A 19,987-nucleotide genomic window follows, 5' to 3' on the forward strand; every position below is an offset into this window, starting at 1 on the left:
CGATTATTTCATAAGTCTGTTTGCTGATTCAGGATATTTACTACCATCTTCAAAACCTTCCTGATAACCTTCTCGATAAATCGATGTCAAGTACATAGAGATCAGCTGTCTTACTTTTGGTTCAACGTTCACGACCTCTAAATGCTTCATACACCGATCCACTGCCAATTTCTCCTTTTGAACATTTTTAATCGTCATCGTTAGAACCACCTTCCGGATAAGTTACCCGTATTATACAACACCTTAACAATGAATTTGCACTCATTCGACAAGACTCGATCTAAACTAGGTTAAAACCATACAAAAGACCAGTAAACGACGAAAACAATCACGAGATAATAAAGACTATAGACCTATCACAAGAAATGTATAACACTTTGAAACCTATCATGTATGATTCATTTCAATTCGTATACATAACTTCTCAATTTTTATAACAACCTATACCTATCTAATTTTATTGAGGAGGGTGCATTGTGAGACGAAGCAAACGCAAATCAATTCGAAATGAGTCTTATCAAATTCCAACTGCTACTGAATCACATGATGCATACTATTCTCTTGAAGAAAACAAGGAATATATAAAATCCAAATTCCATAATACAGAAGATATCAAATTCAGAAATATTACAGTTCAGGATGTGAAATGCCTACTTGCTTATTTAGACCCATTAGTTGATGAAGAGAAACTTCAAAGAACGATTATGAAACCATTGTTTGAAACAAATCAATTAAACATCGAGGATACAGTCACATCTAAAGAATACCGACGATCAAAAAATTTAAATGAAGCTATTACAGGATTAACAAAAGGATTTGTTGTTCTACTAATAAATGGACAAGTACATTTTTATTTACTAGAAGCTTTCTCAGGAAATTCTAGAGCAATATCTGAGCCAATTAATGAGCAAGTCGTTCGTGGTTCACATGAAGGATTTGTCGAAAATATTATGCAAAACCTTCAAATGCTTCGTAGAAGAATTGAAAATCCTAACCTCGTGATTAGGTTCTTTAAAGTTGGTAAAACAACGGACACGAAAATAGCTGTTATTTACTTACAGAACTTGGTGAACCCTGACCTTATTGCGGAAGTAGAAAAAAGGGTGACAGCTATCCAAACAGATTCCATCCAGACACCAGGATATGTAGAAGAATTTATCGAGGATTCCCCTTTTTCTCCATTTCCACAAATGCTAAGTACAGAGCGTCCAGACAGGATGACCGCCCATATAATTGAAGGACGAATTGGGCTTTTAATGGAAGGTAGCCCATCAACATTAATTATGCCAGTTACATTTTTTGCATTCTATCAATCGCCTGAAGACTACAACAGCAGGTGGTATATCGGATCTATCTTAAGACTCATAAGAGTAGCCAGTTTTATCTTTGCATTAGGGTTGCCTTCCTTATACATCGCCACTGTATCTTTTCACCCAGAGGTACTACCTGCGGAGTTAATCTTAAATATTAAAAGCTCGCTTGAAAACGTTCCATTCCCACCATTATTAGAAGCTTTAATTATGCAAATTGTTCTTGAACTATTGAGAGAAGCCGCTATACGACTACCGGGTCCTATAGCCCAAACGATCGGTATTGTTGGAGGTTTAGTTATTGGAACAGCCATTGTAGAAGCTAACCTTGTATCGAATATGATGATTATTGTCGTAGCTCTAACAGCTATTTCCTCTTTTGCCGTTCCATCGTATGAAATGAGTATGTCGATCAGGCTGCTTGGTTTTCCACTCATGCTTCTTTCAGCGACATTTGGGTTTATTGGGCTCGTTTTCGGATTGTCCATTATTTTAATCCATTTATGTGGTTTAGAAACTTTCGGAACACCTTATTTCTCACCGCTTGCACCATTTCGTTTCAACGAGCTAAAAGATTCTATTATACGCCTTCCAAGATGGTTACTCGGTAGGCGACCGACGGATGTTCGTGCACAGCACGGAACACAGGAGTGGATTTCAAGAAGGTGGAAACAAAATGAAGACGAGTAGCAAAATTAATTCGGCGCAGCTTTTTTTCATCATTTTCCAAACACAAGTTGGCGTAGGAGTACTCTCGCTTCCCTCCTCCTTATATGCAGGAGCCGGAACTGATGGCTGGATTACTCTTCTTATAACTGGTTTTGCTATCCAACTCATTATTTTTATTCTCTACATGTTAAGCAATCGTTTCCCCTCCTTAACTTTGTTTGAATACGCCCCTAAAATCATTGGCAAATATGTAGCTTTCGTCGTTTCACTTCTTTACACGCTATTCGCTATTTCAACAGCGGTTATTGTACTGGAATTGTTTGAAACCACAATCAAAACGTGGATCTTATTTCGAACGCCTATGTTTGTCATCTTTTTGTTGCTGACGGTTAGCGGCACCTACCTTGCTATTGGAAGAATTAAAGTAATGGGTAGATTTTACCAGTTTGTTTCAGTTCTAATTATTCCTCTGATCATTATGGCAGCCTATACATTAAAGGATGCGGATATTCGTTATATCTTACCAATTGGTCAAAATGGCTTAGAAACAATCCTAAAAGCAACACAGCAAGGGATAGTATCCATGCTCGGTTTTGAGATCGTATTATTCATTTACCCTTACGTTCAATCAAAAGGGAAAGCAGCATTAAAGAGCTTAACACTGGCTAATGTAGCAGTGACACTGTTATATAGCTTTTTAACATTTACGACGTACGTCTTTTTTAGCCCTGCTCAGCTTGAAATGATTCCAGAACCTCTCGTGTATATGTTAAAAGGCGTTTCCTTTGTAGTTGTCGATAGAGTCGATCTGCTTTTTCTTTCAATTTGGATCGTTTCTGTTATGACTTCTTATGTATCGTATTTATATATTGCAGGAAGAGGCATTCAACATTTAACAAAAAGAAAAAAAACAACTGGACCTATTTTGACTGCCGCTTTTATTGCACTGTTTTTCTCCATGTTTTCACATGATCGGTATACTGTTGAAATGATTTCTAGTTATCACGCAAAAGCAAGCTATTTTTTTGCCCTTGGTTTCCCTCTCCTGCTTTTACTCATTAGCTTTTTATTTAAGAAGAAAGAGGAATCCCAATGAAGAAAATACTTTACCAATGCTTGGTTTTAATAGGTGTTCTCTTACTTATGACTTCCTGTTGGGACCAAGAACTATTGAAAGAATCTAAGCTTATCTACGGAGCAGGATTTGATTATGAGAATGAAAATGAGATTCGATCAACTTTTGCTGTTCGGAATCTTGGCATTCCTGTTAGCCAAGGAGGTGTTTATTCCAATCGAGTTATTTCTATTGCAGGGACCTCCCCTAGGGCAGTGCGAATAGAAATGGATCGAATCATTTCTAAACAAGTTACCTCCTCAAAAAATCAGCTTCTCCTTTTAGGCGAAGAGGTGGCGACTCAAAATATTGATCATATGTTTGATATTCTATACCGTGATCCAAAAAGTGCACTTGATGCGCGAGTGGGTGTAGTTGAAGGCCGCGCAGAAGACATGTTTAAGTTAGATCACGTGGGAGACACTCTTGTGACTGAGTTTATCTCCAACTTAATTAAAGGAGCGGAGAATAAAACAGAAACACCTCGAATGACTATTGAAAAAACGTTTCGCTATTCACATGACCAAGGCCAGGATTATGCTCTTCCTTATATTAGTTTCAATGACGAAGTAGGCGCACCAGAAATTGATGGACTGGCTTTATTTCACCATTCAAACTATACCGGTGTTTCCATTCCTTCATTCGATGCAACTTTGTTGCTTCTTATGGATAACTCAAAAAGTAAAAAGGCAAATATTGTTGAAAATATAGGAGAAAAACACGAAGACGGCTTCCTTACTGAAACCGTAACAATTAATATTCGTAATTCTAAGTCAGATACTACCTATTCATTTGAGAATCAAAAATTAATCAAAGCGGTTGTCAATCTTGAAGTACGAGGAAATATAGAAGAATACCCACAAAATAATCTTTTTACTGAAAAACAGGTACACGATATTGCAGATGAATTATCCACTAGATTAACAAAAAGAGCGAATGATATTCTTCACACGCTTCAAGAAGCAAACTGTGACTTCCTTGGAATTGGTCGTGATATAAATGCTTATCATCACAAAGCATGGGATGGAAAACAGTGGGACAATGACTACCAAAATATTGATCTTCAGGCAAACGTAAAGGTAAAGATTGCTGAAACAGGAATAATTAAATAGAAAGAGAATAAGCGCATGCGCTTATTCTCTTTCTATTTGTTTCATTTCTTCAATTGCTGGTTCTTTTGCACCATACCAGGAATAGGCGACTTCATAATATTCCCCTTCATCGACAAGGTTCCAGGTCATTTCATCTTCAACCAAAAGTTCAATGGCTTCTCCTTCTCCTTCAGGCTGAACAAAAACATAGAAATGATGATCTGTGCTTTCCTTTTTAATCACTTCACCATGTTCAATATGCTTTTCATGAACATAGGTATACTTTCCAATTAAAAAAAGGCTGACAAGTACGACGATACTTGCAATCGATATATTTAATGCTCTCTTTCTATTCATAGTGCCTCCGTATTGAACATGTTTAGTATTAAGTTACCACAAACATTAGTATTTTAACAAAGTTAGATTAGGATGTTTAATGATTTTTTCACACGGGTACCATTTATTATAAGAGACGATACAAGGAGGAATTACAAATGGCTAAGAATTCTCAATACCAACCAATTCATGAAAGTGGTTTCTCACTAAGTGATGCTCAAGAAGTAGCTTATGCGAAAGAATTTAAGAAAGCAGATATTGCAGGTGGAATTCGTAAGCCTAAAGTGAAAAGGGCAAAGAGCGAAAATCCTGATCTACTTAAATAATGACTTTAAGGAGCCATGCTGATTGCATGGCTCCTTATTTATGCAAGTATTTATACTTCTTCAAACCTTTTTCACAAATGCGTCGTACCCATTCTTTTTCAATTTCTGGCATAATTGATCAGCGCTAGCCTTCTCCTTATAAGCGCCGGCCTGGACGTAATACAGTGACTGTGGAAGCGCACCTTTTACATACCGCACGGCCGCAAGCACAGCTTCCTCAGCAAGCTGCAGGCGATAGGAGCGAGCCTTTAATTTATTTACATCCGATGAAGAATCCAAAAAGCCGTATTCAATTATTACTGTCTCTACATCCCCAGTTAAGCGGTGCATATAATAGTAATCTTTTCTATCCGCTCCTTCTCTAGAGAAAACTCTTCGCACTCCCATCCCCGCTTTTTTCAAAGCTTCTGCTATACTGCCTGCCAAATCACTCTTTGCGTAAATTGAATGAATAACTTCAGCTCCACTTCCTCCTCCCGCATTATAATGGTTACTCAAACAAATCAAAGCACCTGACCCTTTAACAAGTGCAGAACGCTTTTCAGAAGATAGATTAATATCATTTGTTCTTGTGATAGCACAAGGTATACCAAGACTTTTCAAAAACTCATATTGATGAAGCGCTACTTCCATAGTCCAATCCTTCTCTTTCACGCCATTTGCCACCGCTCCTGGATCATTCCCGCCATGCCCTGCATCAATGATAATCACCTTTCATTCCCCCTCTATTCCTTTTTCGTATCGATTATTCTCGATACCAATCGCTGCCTCCTTATGCTATATATCGAATTTGAAAAGATAAAAGGGGCATTAACAGATGATTTTTACAAATTCTGCAACCTTTCTTTTGATCCCTCGTCTTAATAGGAAAGGTCTTAGTTTCAATTGCTATTCAGTGCCAATCCTAAATGACCTTCGAAGGATGATGATATGAACGATAATTCCCATCTTAAACTTCATGCAGATTTCTCTACCTATTCAACACTGCAAAAAACAGAGTTAGTCGAAGAATTAATGGATCAATACGGCGAAGCTCTGCTAAGACTCGCTTATACTTATGTAAAGGACTGGGGGAAAGCAGAAGATATCATACAAGAGGTTTTTCTGACTTGCTTTTTAAAGATAAATACTTTTCGAGGAGAAGCTTCTCTAAAGAACTGGCTTTATCGCATTGCGATTAACCGTTGTCATGACTATGTACGAAGCTGGTCTTTTAAAAACATCATTCCAAGTAACATAATCTTAAATTTCATTAAGAATCATCAGCCTTCCCCAGAACTTATTGTGATAACAAAAGAAGAATCTTATATGTTACGCCAAACGATTTTACAACTCCCATTAAAATATCGTGAAACATTTATTCTCTACTATTATGAAGATTTATCCATTAGAGACATTAGTTCACTCCTTGACACAAAAGAGGCAACTATAAAATCCAGATTGCACCGAGCTCGTCGCCTTCTTGAATCAAGACTGAATAATGAAAGTGAGTGAATGAAAAATGAACCAAAATAGATTAAAAGAAAAAGTGAAAGAATCTTTATTCATTAAAGAGCAATTAACGGAAAGAAAAAAAGAAAGAATCATGGAAAATATCCTTATTGCTCATTACGCTGACCATAAGAAGAAACGAAGCACCTTTCTAGAAATGGTTGGATTTGCGGTCTGTTTGGCACTACTTATGACAGTTACTCTCACAGTCATTGATAGTGATTTGGATCCTCCTATAAAAGAAGCTTCTAACCAGTTACAAGAGGCCCCATACGTAAGTGCAGCTTATATGAAGCGGGCATCAGAAATTGCTCAACGTGACCTAGATATTCTCGATGTAACCTATTTCTCAATGGATAAAACGATTTATCTGGATATCATGGTGTCAGACAGTTTTTCAAATAAAAAAATGAAGGAATTAACAATACAATATTTGGAGGTGTTATCTCATTTATATCAATCGAAAAATGATCAGCTGGGGGAAATATGGGATTATTATCATTTAGAAATTACGATTAAACCAAACAGCGATTACCCTTCTTTAGCCTTTATGGATGAAGAAGATAATACTTTTTTTCTTAAAGGTTCTAAGAGGATAAAGGAAGCAAGTATGAGTTGGTCCTCTCCATCTAATTAACTAACCTGTATGAATTTTTATCCGCTACCCGAAGATCATAGTAACGTTGTAAAACAAACATAAAAGAAAAAGCACAATTTTGGATTGTGCTTTTTCTTATCTACTTGCCGTTTTCCTCTCCATCATTTCACCATGATTATGTACAAAAGAAAAGGAACTTGAATCGATCTCTGTCTTTGTATCAGGAAGTTCAACATTCTTCATCCTTCTACTATACGACTGCTTATCTACCACTTGCTTGAAGCCTTCTAAAACAAAATTCACAGCCAGTATGACAAGAACAAAAAATAGGATGGGAATCAACGGAATCCATGTTTCATATGAAAGGAATCTAAAGGTGGATCCAATTAACCCTGACCATTCTCCAGAAACCGAGCGATATTCATCACCTAACATAGGGTCTGGATTAAAGAAAGTTCCACCAAAAAACAACTTCAACAATCCAAGATGTAGCAAAAGAATCAGAACGTTAACAATTTGCTGAAGAAAAATAATCATCATTCGTGGTCCTAAGTGCGGTAGTACATGCTTTGCCAGAATATGCCTTCTAGAGCCTCCTAACGTTCGTGCTCCTTCAATAAATTCTCTACGCCAAATGGCGTTCGTCTCATTTGAAATAAGAATCGTCGTTGTAGGAATAGCGACCGCTGTCAAGATGATCACTTCAAAAACGATGCGTTCAGTGAAAGAGAATGAAAACGTTCCTTCCATCCCGTTTTCCATTAATACTCCATGAAGAATAAAGTAACATAATAACGAAATAGGGATATACTGCATCGCATCCACCACTCCAGCTGTGCTTCTAAGCGTTCGTCGAAAATAAGTCCCTCCAATTACACCTGCAACAAATGATAACGCCATTCTCATTGAAGCAACAAGAAAGGCAATTCCAATTGTATATTTTGCACCAATGATAATTTGCTCAAACAAATGATAGCCGAACTTATCTGTACCAAATGGAAGAACTTGTACAGGGGAAAGAGGCGATCGATCAATTAAATTCCCATCGTCGTCATAAAGCATAAACGTTTGAGGAATGTCATCATTGTAAACGAGCGAATAAAACATACTGCTACCTAGTAAGAGAACGATAATGATCATTCCGAACATAAACATTGGATTTCGCAACGCATTTTTCAACATCCTTCTTCCCTCACTTCCGAACTATAGTAACGCTTCTTCTTTTGAAACTCGCTCAGCTACAAACTGGTAAAGTGTCAGCGCCAAGAAGATAGGGATAAAAAGACATAAAGCGCCTACCGTGAAAATTTCTGGCGTAGGATGTTCATACATAAAGCGGATTAATCCGTTCAAATTGAAGACGAATTCCATAATAAATAAATTAGATAACGTAAACCAGACAATGGAGCGCGAATGGAAATAAATCGATAAGATCGCATTCCGAAAAACATGGACAAGAAAAATGGCAGTTGATTGCACACCTTTCGTTTGCGCAAGCTCAACATAAGGCTTTTCATATTCCTCTTCGAACACTTGCATCATAATTCGGTAGAATAGGAAAGCTGGTAATATAGATAGCACTAATATAGGCATCGTATAAATTCGTTCATATGCTGCAATATCCATTAACAAAATATCGGTTTTTTTATAAAACCAGATGATTCCAATTTGAACAATTACGAGAATAAATACATCTGGAAAAGATTCAGTTAGAACGGCAAATCGTTTAAACCATTTTCGCATAGGGGGCGTAAATCTGTAGGTAACGTATGTAAAAACAAATCCTACAACAAACGAAAGACATAAGGCACTGAATAAAATGACTATGGAATATGTCGCATAATCAAAGACCTCTGGGAACAATTGATAATTCGCATTCCCAGAGCGAAACGTTATATCTTGATAGTGGATCAACTCATCTAATGTCTTAACTAATCTCTTCAAATATCCAGAAAAATCAAGCTTCATACCATTGAATAACCCCGGTAACGCCCCTAGTAACAGCACACCAATAAAAGCAGTAATAAACTTAAGGCCAGTTCGAACAGCCTTATTCTCCATACGTTATCCCCCTTATGAATTCAATTTTCTTTAATAGCTGATCGTGTAGATACCTTGATTTAACATAGTCTATTTTAAAGACGGAGCAAACAAGTAAAAGTTTCAAATAGACTATAAAGAATCATTTTTTATTACATGTGATGAAACTCCCCCCTCCCGAATACGCTGTTAACAGCGCACTTTCGAAAGGAGGCCTCCCTTAAACATGTCTACCTCACTTGAGATAATCCGGAAAACAGAAGGCATTAAACGTCTTGATCTGTATATAAGAGAGTTGATTCAGCATGATACAAAATTAGCCATTACACGCCTCAATGACGAGGACCTTACTTATCCCACTCTCTATGTCTTATCAAAGGTTATTCGCGAGCATAATCTCACAAAGAACTTATCAGATCGGAATAAAGTAGCTTTGTCCATCCAAAGAGATATTCTAGCTACAGAACGCACACCAGCAACTCCTTTTCCATATTCAGTCTGCGATCTTCCACAGTTCATTCACTCTGTACTCAGATGGATGGTCGAAACTGGGAAAGAGGATAAACTAAATGCTCGCTATCGACTTGTTATTGACCGCGCTGCTGGGCTATTGACAACCATCTATCAAAACCCGGAAGACCTCTCCCTTGTTTCAGACCTATTATTCAAGAGAAACAGCGAAGGCCACTCTACACATTACTTAACATGGTCTTATTTTTCTTCACGAAACATGTCTAGTCTCCTCCCTATTGGTGAAAAGTTATTATCTTCTCGTGAAGAAGAAGTTGAGTTTGCAAGAGAACTGCTTCATTTCATTTCCGGTTTAGAAGAAAGCTCTGATCAGTATGCCTATTTTAGGGGTTGGTATGAAGAGAACCTCCCATACCTTCTTCATAATGAAAATAGCTATGAATTAACAGCTCAACTTTCACCTTATATTATCGATCACTACACAAAATACCTTGAACATCATTCAAACACTTCATCGGAATACCATCGAGATAAAGGATTTCATACGTTAACCGAAAATGAAAAAGAAGATCTTGCCAACTTCTCCTATCAAATGAGAAAAAGATCTCGAAACAAATGGAAGGAGTGGATCAATCGACCTCTCGATGCCCAACTGACGCTCATTGAGGAGGTTCAGCATGATTACTATAGGAGGTAATGGTATAAGTAAAGAGGAAGCTTTCAATGCTGGCATTGTAAGACCTCTTGAACAAACGATACTTCAAGTCATGTATGCAAGTCCCTATACGTATTCCTATCGCTCGATGGATGCCTTATTATTTGAAATTCGATTTAGAGTAGCCATCACTGACAGTTCACGTGAACTTTACTATAGCGGTGTTCAATTTGCAGACTTTTATCGTTCACGATGTAACCCTGTTTTCTGGAACCTCCTCCCAGATGGTGCCTTTCAATTAAAGATGGGCGTTCCGGCATCTGAAGCAATACTCGATATTTACCGAAATGGGAGACTATATGCGTTTGAATGCGCCACCGCTATGATTATTATTCTCTATCACGCAGCAGTCAAAATGCTCCCTCCAGCACAGTTTAATCGACTATTTTCAAACATACGGCTTTGGGGATGGAAGTACGACCAGGATTTGCAAATTGTTCACAACATCCCTCCTGACTACCTTCCTGGGGACATTCGATATGTAAAAAACCCTGACGTGAATCCTCTTACGCCAGAATGGCAAGGTGAGAATGTTGTAGATTTAGGGGATGGTACTTTTTTTGGACACGGTTTAGGCTTTCGAACCATTGAAGGTATGATTGAAGCCCTTGCATTAAGAAGACGGCCGGGCGCGACGCGGATGCCTTATTTAATGCTTCCTGCTACTAGACCTGGTTTTTCGTACTTGTATCAATTCTCATCCAATAGAAAGGAAGGAACAACGCCTATTATGCTGTTCGATGACACCTTACAGCGATCAACAATGTCAATTGATGAATATGAAGAAAATCATGAAGAATTTCTAAAAAACTTTATAACGATCCGAATTGGAAATAGTTCTTGAATAAAATCAGGCTACCTCTCGGGTCATAAGCCCTCCACCCCGTTTTCACATATGCATATGGTAGAGTAACGGGTGGTGAACGCATTGAAAGAATTCCCTGAAATTCAAACTGAACGCCTTGTTTTAACAGCACTTAAAGAAGAAGATCGTAGTTCACTTTTTTCCATATTCGCAGATCCACTTGTCACCTATTATGATGGTGGAAAAGTTATGAAAACCTCTACACAGGCCCTTCACTATATACGTGCTTTCAAAGATACCACATCGATATCTTTGACCAATACAATACGTTGGGGTGTACGGTTGAAGCCCTCAAACAAATTAATTGGTACGGCAGGTTTTCAAAACTGGGATCGCACCTCTGCTAAAGCAGAAATTGGTGCCATTCTGTCTCGAAATTACTGGAACGGTGGTTATGGAGCCGAAGCAGCAAAAGCCGTTATAGAATACGGTTTTGAACAAATGAAACTTCACAAAATTTATGCGCAAACAATAGAAGACAACCGTGCCGCTGTTAAGCGTTTAGATGAGCTTGGTTTTCATAAAGAAGGACGCTTTATAGATCACGTCTATTTAAGAAATCAGTATTATCATGTGCTCGTTTATTCTCTGTTCCAATAAGATTTAATAGATAATTTCCTTACTTCCGCTCACACTCCTTAAATGTGCAAAAAAAACGCTTCTTCAGATAAACCTGAAGAAGCGTTTCTTTATACTTGTTTACTAGGCGGTGGAGACATAAATGCGGCAATTGTACCGAGAATTGGAAAGATAAGTATAATCAATAAGATTTCTGTATACCCTCCAAAAACGTCAAAAGCAATACCAAATGGAAGTGGCCCAAAAGCAGAGCCTATGACCATCGTCGTTGTCGCAATTCCTTTAATACTCCCTAGATGCTCCCTACCAAAATAATTCGGCCATATAATGTTTAATGTAATCCGTTCAATCCCTCCAATCATTCCCCAAAGAACGGCAAACACAATAGCAAGTAAATAAGTATGCACTTGAGTTAACAATAAGATAAATACCATTTGGCCAATAAACGATAAACCAAGAACAATATGAACGTTCACGCGCTCGAGAATAAATCCTGAAGCCATTGTGACAGGAAATCCAACAATCGCCATAATACTCAATATGATGGCAGCTGTACTTCCTGGTACACCTTGCTCACCTAGAATAGAAAATAAGTGAAAAGTTAAACCGGTATTGACAAGTGCAGGAATACTAACGCAAAAAAGAATAAACCAAAATGCTCTCGTTCTCATCGCTTCTTTCACAGTCCAATTCGTTTCGAAGCCCTCTTCTTGCTCCTCTTCCTCCATTTTCTCTTCTCGACGTTGTGCGAGTCTTTTCTTCGATATGGCATTATCAGGAAGAAGTCCGATGTCTTCAGGTTTATTTTTAACAATAAAAAAGACAACAGGTAGAAAAATAACAATGAGTGCGAGTCCAAGTATTCTCCAGGCACTTTCCCATCCAAACGTTGTAATTAGCCATGTATTAAGTGGAGGAAAAGAAGCTGAGCTTAAAAAACCACCAATAGCCATAAAGCTAAGTGCTCGCCCACGCTTTACTACAAACCACTGAGGCACAAGTGTATTCGGAATTAACGTCATTGAACCTTGTCCGAATAAACGAAGCATAAAAAAACCAATAAAAAGCATGACAGGTCCAATAACAAAGCTATTCCAAAAACATGCAACTGCCAGCAATCCCCCCATCATGAGCATCATTCGCCGCTGTCCATGTTTATCTACTAATCTCCCTACAACAAATAACAAAAGTCCAGCCGCCAGCGTAGCAGAAGAATATATGCCTGATACAAGCGATCGTCCCCAGCCAAAATCTTGAATGTAATAGTCAATGAACACAGATACGGCGTAAGTTTGACCTGGTCCTGAAAAAAAGACGCCAATGGCTGCTGCCATTACAATATACCATCCATAAAAAAAGGATGAGTTTTGCTGCTTCGAAAATAACTGCATCCAATAACTCCTCTCAAGCTGTCATTAAATAACATTCTATCGAAGATAAGCTAAATACTAAAACACTTTGCTTTGTCATCCATATATCGTTATTTTAATTCATTCCTACCGCCTCTAAATAGATTATTCTATTTCTTTTTGTAATCTTGCTGTAACCTTTTAAGTAGATACATCGTTTTAATAAATAGAAGAAGGAGGGCTGAAGAATGGATAAGACATTTGAATGTTTATATGATCGCTACCACACGAACTTATTTCAATTTATATTCTACATGGTAAAAAATAGAGCAATTGCGGAAGAGTTAGTGCAAGAAGTTTATATTAACGTCCTACGGTCTTATCACAAGTATGAAGAACGGAGCAATGAGAAAACATGGTTGTTTGCCATTGCACGAAATATAGCCATTGATTATTTACGTACACACAATCGAAGAACCTCAAGATGGCTTAGTAAATTCGATTTTAACAAACAGCAACCAACCGATGAATCTCCACTTCCGGAAGAAATTCTACTTCAAAAAGAAGAAGTGCAAACCATTTATAAATGTTTAAGCGAATGCACACTTGATCAGCAACAGGTGCTAATTCTTCGTTACATTCAAGAGCTGTCGATAAATGAAACAGCCGAAATATTAAATTGGAGTGTTAGTAAAGTGAAAACAACTCAGCATCGGGCTATTAAAGCGCTACGCAATCTAGTAGATGATCCATCCAAAAACCAACTAAAGGGGGTATTATGATGAGTGATCGAACAAAATCCCTTCTTTCTCAACTACCTGAAGTCAAAGATCATAGAAGCAAAGAATCGATTTATCACAACATCGAGAAAAAAAAGAATGAACAATCACAAAGGCATCGAATAAAGAAGAAAACGCCATGGGTCATTCCCAGTATTGCCGCTATTGCCGTTCTATTCTTGGCCGTTCTAATTACGCCTGGTCTCTTCAATCAAAATGATAACTCTACTAATATGGCCATTACACAATCAGACTCTAACAATTCAGATACAGCGAATCCTTCAGTCGCAGGAAATGATTCAAAATCTGAAAGCGCAACATTAGCACCTACTGACGAGAAATCTGATCAAACGAGTGATGCTGTGAAGGAGGAGACGCCAACACTCACAAAAGAACCAACTGCTTTTGACAGCTACATGCCAGCATTTCAGCAGTCTGAAGGAGCAAACCTTGTTGTTTCTTTCCCAGATCCTGAAAGCTTACTTCTCGTTCCGCTTTCATTTACTTTAGATGAAAACAAAAGCATACAAGAAAACTTAGAAGAAATTTTATCTACTTTTGATGCTTCGGAATTTGGCCTTGAGCGTTCACCAATGGCTGATGCAACGATAGAATTGATTGATACTGATGGAACCAAAACACTTACAGTTAGCTTTAAAGAGCCTGGTGATAGCCTTTCATCGACGGAATCAATTATGATCAACGATAGTGTTCAACAGTTAGCGAAAAGTCTTGGTGCCGATCAAATCAATTGGCAAACGAATGGAGAGGAAGACTACACTCTCGGAAATTTTGGTTCGGCTGACACGACAGTGAATCAAAAACCTTCTCCATATTACCTATATGAATCAAGTTCTGAATCACGTTTTCTCGTAAAAGGACCAGTCCTTTCAGGTGAAGAAGGCGCTGAACTCGATGTCGCTCTCTCCCTTATGAAAGATGGGGATTCTAACGTGCCCTATTATATGCCAGCGATCCCTTCTAACGTAGACATCTATTCATTCGACGGAGATGGGGCTGAAGCAACAATTGCCTTTACGGAAGATAGTGTATTTCAATCAGAAGAGGAAGCAATGCAAACAATTGAAGCTTTAATGCTTACTGCATCTCAATATAACTATCAGAAGATTCGTTTTGAAAATACTGGATTTGATCAAATCGGTGGATATTCACTTGATCAACCCCTGACCATTCCTTCTTCTCCCAACGCTATTTCGAGATAAGATGAAATGAAAAAACACCCGGCAATTTATGCCGGGTGTTTCATTTATCTAGTAATCTCTTCCACTATATCTGCAGAAGACATATCCGTTTGAAGTTCATATTCACCTGGTTGAACGGCCATTTCCTTGTCCATATCTCGAAGCGATTTAATAAAAGCATCCGATTTCTTTACTAGCTTCTTATCTTCTAGACTTTGAGCAACTTCCTGACTAGTCATTCCTTCCTTAATAGTGAAGGTGATTTTCTCAGGTTGAGAGACTTCTTCCTTCTCGATCTTTTCTTTTGGATCCTGCTTTTCACTCGCTTGTTGATTTTGAGTCGCTTCTTTTTCTTTTAAAGAATCATACTCTTTCTTTTTAACCATAACCATGCCCTTTTCTTCTAAATGCTGTTCAACGGCAGATTCAGTTAGCTTATTGCCTTCCTCTGCTTTTGCTGGAGAAAACAAAAAGTAATATGCCGTTAACAAAATCGCAGCGAATAAAAGACCAGCCCCAATTCCTTTTGCTTCTTGCTTACTCATTAGGACCACCACTTACAGACTTAGTTTTACTTTCTAGCATTTCAGTACGTTTCTTAACCGTTTTCAACTCTTTCATTAAGTTGATATAAACATCATCAACTTGACCTTTCACTTCTTTAGCGTAGTCCTTAACAAAATACGAGTAAATAAAGAAACCAAGTGAAGCGGCAAGTAAAACAAAAATAATCGTTAACATTGCTTTTCCCCCTATTAAATGTTTGGCATTCTCTCTATGTATTGCACTTATTATCATCCAACTAAATTCTTTCGCGTCGATCTGTAGGTTTTTGTCGGATGTGATTCTAAGTTCCATCATTCCGAAATAGAAAATCACAAAAAAACTAGAAAAAACCGACATAAATCGACCTTTTCTAGTTTACCTATGTTTGATTCAATTGACAATAGTCCTTTAATGGAAAAACGCCATTTCACTTATTTTTCATTCATCAATTGAATGAAATGATATAGTATCCTTGCCGTCATCCCCCAAATGACATAGTCACGATAATAGTAAAAGAACTCCGGCATACTTGAAGATGACCAATTATATTCTTCACCGTTCGGAATAAGATGAAACGGAAATCCTTCATCTGGCTGTACATGTACGCGTATATCATGTCGCTCTGGTGGGTAATTCATAAAATGAGATAAAGGAACAGTAAACACTTCCTCTACTTCATCTGGATTAGGTGATAATTCAGAGTCTGATTGGATCATTCCCGCAAACGGGTATACGATAGATTGGAATGATGTAACTAGGAAATCAAGTTCCCCCATTACAGTAACTTCTCTTTCTAAAACCCCGAGCTCTTCACAAGTTTCTCTTACTGCTGCATTTTTCGGGTTTTTGTCGTGCTGATCTACTTTACCACCCGGAAAACAAACCTCTCCCGGCTGTCTTCTTAACGACCGTGCTCGTACTTCAAATAATACATGTAGCTCTCCATTCCGTTCTATTAAAGGCAAGAGAACGGCAAATTTATAAAAGCGCTCATTTCCAAGGACTTCTGCACTTCTGCCATTTATCCTAGCTTGAATATCTACTAAAGATGGCTTCATTCTATCGAACTCCTTCTGTAGAACTTATCTCACTCTATTATATGGCATTTATAACGGTATATCTTCCACTTTGTCTCTGAAGATTGAAATAAGGTTCTAAGTTCATTCCATTAAATTGTAACTTTCTAGGATGTCACCTCGTCTAATAAACAAAGGAGTGATGGGATGCTTAAATATGTAATGATAGGAACAATGGTACTCCTTACTTTGACGGGATGTGGAGAGGAGAACGCAACTATGAATACAAATAACGATACAAGTGAGGAAGTATCCGGTTCTTCGGGTATAGTAGCTGGATCTCTTGAACCTACCCTTCAGCTTGAAACAACGGAAAACGGAGCGGCAACTTTCTTATATCGTATTCAAAACCAAACAGAGAGAGTCCAATCTATCCACTTTCCAAGTAGTCAAAAGTATGACTATACACTTTCGAATGAGCAAGGAGAAGTAATTAAAACCTATTCCGCTACTAAAAGTTTTTTGAAAGAAGAAGAGAACACTACATTAAAACAAGCTGAATCACTCGAGTACTCCATTATTGTAGATGAACTTACACCAGGATCCTATACACTAGAAGTTTGGCTAGCAACAGATGGAGATGGCCAGTTCAAACAATCCATTGATTTTACAATCGATTAAAACAAAACGAGCTGGCGCCTTTTATGAGGTTCCAGCTCGTTCTTTCTTCCTCATTCATCAGTTCTCATTTCCAAACATCATCAAGATATTGCTTCGACAACGTTTGATAGTAAGCAGCTTGAACAGAGAGTGCGGCAGATATAAGTAGTTTCTCAATATCTTTTTTTTGATTTTCCGTTACTTCATGGAAAACATTAGACAACTCAATTGACTTCTTTTTAAACTCTTCCTTTGAAGGTTTTATTTTCGTATGAATCACTTCAAAAAGCTGCGAGTACGCAGTATAAAAGATTAATGGATCGATTAAGTCATCATTTCGATCCGCCGGGTTATTAAAAGCAAATTTCAATAGAAGGCGGATGCTTTCAAAATCGTGCGTATTCTTTAAGTCTTCTACAATAAATAAAATTGCCGCTTGTTCTATTGCGTATTTCTTACCTAATTGTGGTGGACCAATCCATTCTTTAATATCTCTTTTCACCCAATTTTGAACAGCAGTGGATCGGAAACTTGCATACTCTAGCTGATTACCAAGCGTCACAATTTCATTAATAGATAAGCCGAAAGCACCTTCAGTCACTTTCAATAACTTATCAAAAATAGCTGGTATTTCTGTTCTTCCTTTTCCGGACCTTTTCATCGCTCTCAATAAAATTTCATCTGGCTTTTCCTCTGCGCGAATCGTTTGAAGAATATTTCCCATTTCAGTTCTAGTTAAATAAAAGTCTCTCATCTTCCACCTCTACATTTAAGGTCATTTGAACTTATCGTATAGTTTCTTTATGGAAATTTCAAGAAGGGTACACATAAATGAGATATTTGGGCTCAAAATTGCACTTGTGTTAGTAACTGATTCATATCTAGGTGAATATCCTGTGTTGTGTAAAGGAGGAATCGCTTATGAACATGTACGGGAACCAAATGAATCAGAACGTTCAAGGTGCGATGCAGGGACATTCTCCGAATCAGGCAGTTCAAGGAGCCATGCAGGGTAATCAAATGCCTCACCATGCAAATATGCAAAACAACGCCGTTCAAGGGGCAATGTTTGGAGAAGAAAAACAGCTTATGGGTGATATGAAACAGTTATGCAAAAGGTATAACACCTATCATGCTAAAGTAAGAATGCAGGATGGAATGGAGTATGAAGGAATTATTATGGACTCAGATGATGAACACATGGGTATCATGATCCCTCAAGAAGTAGAAGAAAGCGAAGGTCAAGATACGGATAGACAATATGGCCGCTATCGCTATCGCAGATTCGGGCGCTTTTTCTTTCCTTTAGCTGGAATTGCAGCTCTTAGTCTCATTCCTTACTATCGCCCCTATTATCCCTACGGCTATCCGCCATATTACTATTAAGAAAAAAAGGAAGCCAAACGGCTTCCTTTTTTCTATGAATATTTCAAAAAACACTACCTCATACTTAATGAAATTTTCCCGAATTGGGAACTATCACTCAAATGAGCAAAAGCCTTTTGAATATCGTCAAAAGAATAGACTTCATCCATAATTGGCTTGATAGAATGTTCATTTACGAAAGATACCATCTTTAGGAATTCCTCAGCGCTTCCCATCGTTGAGCCAAGCAAGTTATATTGGCCGTAGAAAAATGAGCGCAAGTCAAATTCAATTGTATCCCCTGTTGAAGAGCCGAAAATAACAATGGTTCCACCCTTTTTCAGTACTCCGAGAGATCGATTGAACGTAGCGGCACCAACACTTTCAATAACCAAATCAATGCTTTCATCCTCAGCTGCTTCAGTCCAATCCTCTTCATCGGCAAGAGCTCGATCCGCACCAAGTCGAAGAGCGGCCTTTCGCTTAGATTCACTTCTGGAACTAACAATCACTCTCGCACCAGCCGCTTTCGCAAACTTAAGCAAGAACGTTGCTACGCCTCCACCAATTCCAGGAATAAAAACAGTTTGTCCTCTTCGAAGTTGGCCTCTTGTAAATAATGAACGATACGCCGTTAATCCGGCCAAACCTATGACAGATGCTTCTTCAAAAGTAAGGTTTTCTGGCTTTTTCACAGCATTTTCAGCTGGAACAACGATCGTTTCAGCAAATGTACCATCACCTGGAAAACCTACAATTTGAAATCCAGCTGGAGGAACAGGAGAATTCTTTTCCCAACCAAGACCCGGGTTAATGATCACTTCATCACCTTCATAAATCTCATCAACGCCTTCACCAACTGCAACAACAACACCGGCACCGTCTGAACCAAGAATAACGTCTGGATCTTTCGGATCGTGACGATCTGGTATAAATAAATCTCTATGATTTAACCCCGCTGCCTTTAGTTTAATCTTCACTTCACCTTTGCGAGGCTCCGACTCAACAATATGATCTTTAAGCGATAGCCCTTTTTGACCTGCTTCATTGCCGTGAACAAATCCTTTCATATGTAAAAGCTCCTTTCCATATTTATAGACATTCGAAATCTAGTGCAAGGACATCTCTCATTCCAACCTCTTTCAAGTATGCGACTACTTCTTGATGCGCCGGGTGTGGACCATATGCTTCTAGCGCTTCTTTTGATTCAAACCGAACCGTTAGAGCACTTTCGAAGCCTTGACTACGATCAGTGAAGTTATTTCCTGCTTGAATATCAATGATTCCAGGAATTTTCTCCTTCACTTGAATTAATCTTCTCATGCCCTCTTCTTTCTGATCCATGGTCGTTTCTTCACTGAATTTAAATAAAACAACGTGTTCAATCACTCTATTTCCTCCTTCTTATATCAAGCCTGTCAATTCAATATGACAAGTTAAGTTAATCAAAAAAAGCGCCAGGAAA

At 38.1% G+C, this 19,987-nt stretch carries 25 protein-coding genes; 13 read left to right on the plus strand and 12 right to left on the minus strand.

The genetic code is table 11. The features are described 5' to 3' along the window. Positions 1-3 precede the first annotated feature (3 nt). A complete protein-coding gene (locus Q4550_RS12000; protein ID WP_303532973.1) occupies positions 4-198 on the minus strand; it encodes a hypothetical protein in 195 nt (64 codons plus the stop codon). Positions 199-476: 278 nt separating this feature from the next. On the opposite strand from Q4550_RS12000, the gene Q4550_RS12005 reads away from it, so the two are divergent. Genes Q4550_RS12005 through Q4550_RS12015 form a run of 3 tightly spaced genes read left to right on the plus strand, consistent with a single transcriptional unit; the run spans position 477 to position 4,205 of the window. Then, entirely contained in the window at positions 477-2,000 is a 1,524-nt protein-coding gene (locus tag Q4550_RS12005; RefSeq protein ID WP_303532975.1) for a spore germination protein, read from the plus strand. Next, positions 1,987-3,075, plus strand: a complete 1,089-nt coding sequence (locus Q4550_RS12010; protein ID WP_303532977.1) for a GerAB/ArcD/ProY family transporter — start codon at positions 1,987-1,989, stop codon at positions 3,073-3,075. The genes Q4550_RS12005 and Q4550_RS12010 overlap by 14 nt, the downstream gene beginning before the upstream one ends. Then, entirely contained in the window at positions 3,072-4,205 is a 1,134-nt protein-coding gene (locus tag Q4550_RS12015) for a Ger(x)C family spore germination protein (RefSeq protein WP_303532979.1), read from the plus strand. The genes Q4550_RS12010 and Q4550_RS12015 overlap by 4 nt, the downstream gene beginning before the upstream one ends. 21 nt (positions 4,206-4,226) lie before the next feature. On the opposite strand, the gene Q4550_RS12020 is transcribed toward Q4550_RS12015, so the two are convergent. Then, positions 4,227-4,541 (minus strand): hypothetical protein, encoded by a 315-nt coding sequence (locus Q4550_RS12020; RefSeq protein WP_303532981.1) that lies wholly within the window; start codon positions 4,539-4,541, stop codon positions 4,227-4,229. Between the two features lie 137 nt (positions 4,542-4,678). Here Q4550_RS12020 and Q4550_RS12025 point away from each other — a divergent pair, with 137 nt between their 5' ends. After that, positions 4,679-4,846 carry a YfhE family protein gene (locus Q4550_RS12025; protein WP_084006653.1) on the plus strand — a complete coding sequence of 56 codons (168 nt, stop codon included), beginning with the start codon at positions 4,679-4,681 and terminating at the stop codon, positions 4,844-4,846. 60 nt (positions 4,847-4,906) lie between these two features. Here the strand turns inward: Q4550_RS12025 and Q4550_RS12030 are convergent, their stop codons facing one another. Further along, positions 4,907-5,557, minus strand: a complete 651-nt coding sequence (locus Q4550_RS12030; RefSeq protein WP_303532985.1) for an N-acetylmuramoyl-L-alanine amidase — start codon at positions 5,555-5,557, stop codon at positions 4,907-4,909. 219 nt (positions 5,558-5,776) lie between these two features. Here Q4550_RS12030 and Q4550_RS12035 point away from each other — a divergent pair, with 219 nt between their 5' ends. Together Q4550_RS12035 and Q4550_RS12040 are read left to right on the plus strand one after the other, a co-directional pair. Continuing rightward, positions 5,777-6,340: a sigma-70 family RNA polymerase sigma factor gene (locus Q4550_RS12035; protein ID WP_303532986.1), complete on the plus strand. Its 564-nt coding sequence runs from the start codon at positions 5,777-5,779 to the stop codon at positions 6,338-6,340. Between the two features lie 7 nt (positions 6,341-6,347). Next, positions 6,348-6,974: a hypothetical protein gene (locus tag Q4550_RS12040; RefSeq protein ID WP_303532987.1), complete on the plus strand. Its 627-nt coding sequence runs from the start codon at positions 6,348-6,350 to the stop codon at positions 6,972-6,974. A gap of 96 nt (positions 6,975-7,070) precedes the next feature. Here Q4550_RS12040 and Q4550_RS12045 read toward each other — a convergent pair whose 3' ends face one another. Both Q4550_RS12045 and Q4550_RS12050 read right to left on the minus strand, forming a co-directional pair. Further along, on the minus strand, positions 7,071-8,114 hold the full coding sequence (locus tag Q4550_RS12045; protein WP_303532989.1) for an ABC transporter permease: 1,044 nt from the start codon (positions 8,112-8,114) through the stop codon (positions 7,071-7,073). Between the two features lie 24 nt (positions 8,115-8,138). After that, entirely contained in the window at positions 8,139-8,996 is an 858-nt protein-coding gene (locus Q4550_RS12050) for an ABC transporter permease subunit (protein ID WP_303532990.1), read from the minus strand. A gap of 205 nt (positions 8,997-9,201) precedes the next feature. Between Q4550_RS12050 and Q4550_RS12055 the strand changes: the two genes are divergently transcribed. The 3 genes from Q4550_RS12055 (at position 9,202) to Q4550_RS12065 (ending at position 11,626) form a co-directional block, all read left to right on the plus strand. Beyond that, on the plus strand, positions 9,202-10,143 hold the full coding sequence (locus Q4550_RS12055) for a hypothetical protein (protein WP_303532991.1): 942 nt from the start codon (positions 9,202-9,204) through the stop codon (positions 10,141-10,143). Continuing rightward, on the plus strand, positions 10,124-11,005 hold the full coding sequence (locus Q4550_RS12060) for a protein-glutamine gamma-glutamyltransferase (protein WP_303532993.1): 882 nt from the start codon (positions 10,124-10,126) through the stop codon (positions 11,003-11,005). Before Q4550_RS12055 ends, Q4550_RS12060 begins: the two co-directional genes overlap by 20 nt. A gap of 84 nt (positions 11,006-11,089) precedes the next feature. Next, positions 11,090-11,626, plus strand: a complete 537-nt coding sequence (locus Q4550_RS12065) for a GNAT family N-acetyltransferase (RefSeq protein WP_303532994.1) — start codon at positions 11,090-11,092, stop codon at positions 11,624-11,626. Positions 11,627-11,715: 89 nt separating this feature from the next. Here Q4550_RS12065 and Q4550_RS12070 read toward each other — a convergent pair whose 3' ends face one another. Then, a complete protein-coding gene (locus Q4550_RS12070; protein ID WP_303532996.1) occupies positions 11,716-12,996 on the minus strand; it encodes an MFS transporter in 1,281 nt (426 codons plus the stop codon). A 206-nt stretch (positions 12,997-13,202) separates the two neighbouring features. On the opposite strand from Q4550_RS12070, the gene Q4550_RS12075 reads away from it, so the two are divergent. Both Q4550_RS12075 and Q4550_RS12080 read left to right on the plus strand, forming a co-directional pair. Beyond that, positions 13,203-13,736 (plus strand): RNA polymerase sigma factor SigX, encoded by a 534-nt coding sequence (locus tag Q4550_RS12075; protein ID WP_303532998.1) that lies wholly within the window; start codon positions 13,203-13,205, stop codon positions 13,734-13,736. Beyond that, positions 13,736-14,956, plus strand: a complete 1,221-nt coding sequence (locus Q4550_RS12080; protein WP_303533000.1) for a GerMN domain-containing protein — start codon at positions 13,736-13,738, stop codon at positions 14,954-14,956. Before Q4550_RS12075 ends, Q4550_RS12080 begins: the two co-directional genes overlap by 1 nt. A gap of 44 nt (positions 14,957-15,000) precedes the next feature. Here Q4550_RS12080 and Q4550_RS12085 read toward each other — a convergent pair whose 3' ends face one another. From Q4550_RS12085 to Q4550_RS12095, 3 genes are all read right to left on the minus strand, one after another. Beyond that, positions 15,001-15,480, minus strand: a complete 480-nt coding sequence (locus Q4550_RS12085; RefSeq protein WP_303533002.1) for an endolytic transglycosylase MltG — start codon at positions 15,478-15,480, stop codon at positions 15,001-15,003. After that, complete coding sequence (locus Q4550_RS12090) at positions 15,473-15,676, minus strand: hypothetical protein (protein WP_194220200.1); 204 nt, start codon at positions 15,674-15,676, stop codon at positions 15,473-15,475. The genes Q4550_RS12085 and Q4550_RS12090 overlap by 8 nt, the downstream gene beginning before the upstream one ends. A 236-nt stretch (positions 15,677-15,912) precedes the next feature. Next, the gene (locus tag Q4550_RS12095) at positions 15,913-16,539 is read right to left on the minus strand and encodes an NUDIX hydrolase (RefSeq protein ID WP_303533006.1); all 627 of its coding nucleotides are present in this window, start codon (positions 16,537-16,539) and stop codon (positions 15,913-15,915) included. 237 nt (positions 16,540-16,776) lie between these two features. Between Q4550_RS12095 and Q4550_RS12100 the strand changes: the two genes are divergently transcribed. Continuing rightward, positions 16,777-17,178 carry a BsuPI-related putative proteinase inhibitor gene (locus tag Q4550_RS12100; RefSeq protein ID WP_303533008.1) on the plus strand — a complete coding sequence of 134 codons (402 nt, stop codon included), beginning with the start codon at positions 16,777-16,779 and terminating at the stop codon, positions 17,176-17,178. Positions 17,179-17,242: 64 nt separating this feature from the next. Here the strand turns inward: Q4550_RS12100 and Q4550_RS12105 are convergent, their stop codons facing one another. Next, a complete protein-coding gene (locus Q4550_RS12105; protein ID WP_194220203.1) occupies positions 17,243-17,911 on the minus strand; it encodes a DUF1836 domain-containing protein in 669 nt (222 codons plus the stop codon). 167 nt (positions 17,912-18,078) lie between these two features. On the opposite strand from Q4550_RS12105, the gene Q4550_RS12110 reads away from it, so the two are divergent. Beyond that, on the plus strand, positions 18,079-18,543 hold the full coding sequence (locus Q4550_RS12110) for a hypothetical protein (RefSeq protein WP_303533010.1): 465 nt from the start codon (positions 18,079-18,081) through the stop codon (positions 18,541-18,543). A gap of 53 nt (positions 18,544-18,596) precedes the next feature. On the opposite strand, the gene Q4550_RS12115 is transcribed toward Q4550_RS12110, so the two are convergent. Both Q4550_RS12115 and Q4550_RS12120 read right to left on the minus strand, forming a co-directional pair. After that, positions 18,597-19,592, minus strand: coding sequence for a zinc-binding dehydrogenase (locus tag Q4550_RS12115; RefSeq protein WP_303533012.1), 996 nt, complete (start codon positions 19,590-19,592; stop codon positions 18,597-18,599). A 22-nt stretch (positions 19,593-19,614) separates the two neighbouring features. Further along, on the minus strand, positions 19,615-19,911 hold the full coding sequence (locus Q4550_RS12120; protein ID WP_303533015.1) for a Dabb family protein: 297 nt from the start codon (positions 19,909-19,911) through the stop codon (positions 19,615-19,617). Between the last annotated feature and the right edge of the window lie 76 nt (positions 19,912-19,987).

This window comes from Anaerobacillus sp. 1_MG-2023 (genome assembly GCF_030547345.1).
GTDB lineage: Bacteria > Bacillota > Bacilli > Bacillales > Guptibacillaceae > Guptibacillus > Guptibacillus hwajinpoensis_B.

Bases quoted from the DNA above. Each gene is read 5' to 3' on its own strand.
- Q4550_RS12085 (WP_303533002.1), bottom strand. From the start codon at position 15,480: ATGAGTAAGCAAGAAGCAAAAGGAATTGGGGCTGGTCTTTTATTCGCT.
- Q4550_RS12035 (WP_303532986.1), top strand. From the start codon at position 5,777: ATGAACGATAATTCCCATCTTAAACTTCATGCAGATTTCTCTACCTAT.
- Q4550_RS12075 (WP_303532998.1), top strand. From the start codon at position 13,203: ATGGATAAGACATTTGAATGTTTATATGATCGCTACCACACGAACTTA.
- Q4550_RS12000 (WP_303532973.1), bottom strand. From the start codon at position 198: ATGACGATTAAAAATGTTCAAAAGGAGAAATTGGCAGTGGATCGGTGT.
- Q4550_RS12070 (WP_303532996.1), bottom strand. From the start codon at position 12,996: ATGCAGTTATTTTCGAAGCAGCAAAACTCATCCTTTTTTTATGGATGG.
- Q4550_RS12115 (WP_303533012.1), bottom strand. From the start codon at position 19,592: ATGAAAGGATTTGTTCACGGCAATGAAGCAGGTCAAAAAGGGCTATCG.
- Q4550_RS12105 (WP_194220203.1), bottom strand. From the start codon at position 17,911: ATGAGAGACTTTTATTTAACTAGAACTGAAATGGGAAATATTCTTCAA.
- Q4550_RS12040 (WP_303532987.1), top strand. From the start codon at position 6,348: ATGAACCAAAATAGATTAAAAGAAAAAGTGAAAGAATCTTTATTCATT.
- Q4550_RS12015 (WP_303532979.1), top strand. From the start codon at position 3,072: ATGAAGAAAATACTTTACCAATGCTTGGTTTTAATAGGTGTTCTCTTA.
- Q4550_RS12025 (WP_084006653.1), top strand. From the start codon at position 4,679: ATGGCTAAGAATTCTCAATACCAACCAATTCATGAAAGTGGTTTCTCA.
- Q4550_RS12060 (WP_303532993.1), top strand. From the start codon at position 10,124: ATGATTACTATAGGAGGTAATGGTATAAGTAAAGAGGAAGCTTTCAAT.
- Q4550_RS12055 (WP_303532991.1), top strand. From the start codon at position 9,202: ATGTCTACCTCACTTGAGATAATCCGGAAAACAGAAGGCATTAAACGT.
- Q4550_RS12110 (WP_303533010.1), top strand. From the start codon at position 18,079: ATGAACATGTACGGGAACCAAATGAATCAGAACGTTCAAGGTGCGATG.
- Q4550_RS12080 (WP_303533000.1), top strand. From the start codon at position 13,736: ATGAGTGATCGAACAAAATCCCTTCTTTCTCAACTACCTGAAGTCAAA.
- Q4550_RS12095 (WP_303533006.1), bottom strand. From the start codon at position 16,539: ATGAAGCCATCTTTAGTAGATATTCAAGCTAGGATAAATGGCAGAAGT.
- Q4550_RS12100 (WP_303533008.1), top strand. From the start codon at position 16,777: ATGAATACAAATAACGATACAAGTGAGGAAGTATCCGGTTCTTCGGGT.
- Q4550_RS12010 (WP_303532977.1), top strand. From the start codon at position 1,987: ATGAAGACGAGTAGCAAAATTAATTCGGCGCAGCTTTTTTTCATCATT.
- Q4550_RS12050 (WP_303532990.1), bottom strand. From the start codon at position 8,996: ATGGAGAATAAGGCTGTTCGAACTGGCCTTAAGTTTATTACTGCTTTT.
- Q4550_RS12020 (WP_303532981.1), bottom strand. From the start codon at position 4,541: ATGAATAGAAAGAGAGCATTAAATATATCGATTGCAAGTATCGTCGTA.
- Q4550_RS12090 (WP_194220200.1), bottom strand. From the start codon at position 15,676: ATGTTAACGATTATTTTTGTTTTACTTGCCGCTTCACTTGGTTTCTTT.